This is a genomic window from Marinobacterium halophilum (assembly GCF_003014615.1).
Taxonomy (GTDB): domain Bacteria; phylum Pseudomonadota; class Gammaproteobacteria; order Pseudomonadales; family Balneatricaceae; genus Marinobacterium; species Marinobacterium halophilum.
Window position 1 is genome coordinate 1 of record NZ_PYGI01000036.1, and the last position, 1,857, is coordinate 1,857.

Annotated in this window: 1 rRNA gene; it reads left to right on the plus strand. The window is 52.6% G+C overall.

The window, feature by feature from the left end:
- The first annotated feature begins 268 nt into the window (after positions 1 to 268).
- A 16S ribosomal RNA gene (locus CLV44_RS17045) occupies positions 269 to 1,811 on the plus strand.
- Positions 1,812 to 1,857: the final 46 nt, after the last annotated feature.

Here is a 1,857-nt window from a genome sequence, read left to right on the forward strand (position 1 = left end):
AAAAAAACGAAAATAAAGGTTGACATTGAAATGAGACGCGGTAGAATATGCGCCTCGCTTGAGACAACAGGTTCTGCCAAACGGCAGCGTTGTTCAAGCCCGCTCTTTAACAAATTGATCAGGTAATATGTGTGGGCGCTTGTCAGGATTGAGCACACTAAGCTTAATCAAGGCAAGCAACCTAACTGAATATTCATTTAGCGTTGTGTAATACCTTGAGCCGAGTCTGAAAGGATTTATCCTTTCGCTAAAGACTCAACTAGATTTTAAACTGAAGAGTTTGATCATGGCTCAGATTGAACGCTGGCGGCAGGCCTAACACATGCAAGTCGAGCGGTAGCACAGAGAAGCTTGCTTCTTGGGTGACGAGCGGCGGACGGGTGAGTAACGCGTGGGAATCTACCTGGTAGTGGGGGACAACAGTCGGAAACGACTGCTAATACCGCATACGCCCTTCGGGGGAAAGTGGGGGATCTTCGGACCTTACGCTATCAGATGAGCCCGCGTCGGATTAGCTTGTTGGTGAGGTAAGAGCTCACCAAGGCGATGATCCGTAGCTGGTCTGAGAGGATGACCAGCCACACTGGGACTGAGACACGGCCCAGACTCCTACGGGAGGCAGCAGTGGGGAATATTGGACAATGGGGGCAACCCTGATCCAGCCATGCCGCGTGTGTGAAGAAGGCCTTCGGGTTGTAAAGCACTTTCAGCAGTGAGGAAAGGCGTAAGGTTAATACCCTTGTGCTGTGACGTTAACTGCAGAAGAAGGACCGGCTAACTCCGTGCCAGCAGCCGCGGTAATACGGAGGGTCCGAGCGTTAATCGGAATTACTGGGCGTAAAGCGCGCGTAGGTGGTTCAGTCAGTCAGATGTGAAAGCCCCGGGCTCAACCTGGGAACTGCACCTGATACTGCTGAGCTAGAGTACGGTAGAGGGTAGTGGAATTTCCGGTGTAGCGGTGAAATGCGTAGAGATCGGAAGGAACACCAGTGGCGAAGGCGACTACCTGGACCGATACTGACACTGAGGTGCGAAAGCGTGGGTAGCAAACAGGATTAGATACCCTGGTAGTCCACGCCGTAAACGATGTCAACTAGCCGTTGGGGGACTTGATCCTTTAGTGGCGAAGCTAACGCGATAAGTTGACCGCCTGGGGAGTACGGCCGCAAGGTTAAAACTCAAATGAATTGACGGGGGCCCGCACAAGCGGTGGAGCATGTGGTTTAATTCGAAGCAACGCGAAGAACCTTACCTACTCTTGACATCCAGAGAACTTTCCAGAGATGGATTGGTGCCTTCGGGAACTCTGAGACAGGTGCTGCATGGCTGTCGTCAGCTCGTGTTGTGAAATGTTGGGTTAAGTCCCGTAACGAGCGCAACCCCTATCCTTATTTGCCAGCGCGTAATGGCGGGAACTCTAAGGAGACTGCCGGTGACAAACCGGAGGAAGGTGGGGATGACGTCAAGTCATCATGGCCCTTACGAGTAGGGCTACACACGTGCTACAATGGCCGGTACAGAGGGCTGCAAACCTGCGAAGGCAAGCTAATCTCAGAAAACCGGTCGTAGTCCGGATCGCAGTCTGCAACTCGACTGCGTGAAGTCGGAATCGCTAGTAATCGCGAATCAGAATGTCGCGGTGAATACGTTCCCGGGCCTTGTACACACCGCCCGTCACACCATGGGAGTGGGTTGCACCAGAAGTAGCTAGTCTAACCTTCGGGAGGACGGTTACCACGGTGTGATTCATGACTGGGGTGAAGTCGTAACAAGGTAGCCCTAGGGGAACCTGGGGCTGGATCACCTCCTTAAACGATTGCAAAGTTCTGGCAAGCGTTCACACATATTACCTGATCG